Here is a 252-nt window from a genome sequence, read left to right on the forward strand (position 1 = left end):
ACCCCTCGATAGGCATATATTTTTTAACCATATAATCCTCGATAATATCTTTACCTTCATCACTAATCTCGCAACCTTCTATAGAAGTATGTTTTTGCGTAAATGTTTTCTCTACATTATTTATGGGTTCTTTTTTTACAGATTCATGATTAATTGGTTCTTTTGATTCTGCATGAACGATATGAGGGAGTGTACATAGTGAAAATAGACCACATAATAACCATCTTTTTTGTAATTTCATTATTACCATCT

General features: G+C 30.6%; 1 pseudogene. It reads right to left on the reverse strand.

What is annotated here, in order from left to right:
• Positions 1 to 241: pseudogene (locus MR160_RS34455) on the reverse strand (cell wall hydrolase); the annotation flags it as partial.
• Between the last annotated feature and the right edge of the window lie 11 nt (positions 242 to 252).

The sequence above is a fragment of the Bacillus cereus group sp. BfR-BA-01382 genome, from assembly GCF_022663475.1.
Taxonomy (GTDB): Bacteria; Bacillota; Bacilli; order Bacillales; family Bacillaceae_G; genus Bacillus_A; species Bacillus_A thuringiensis_S.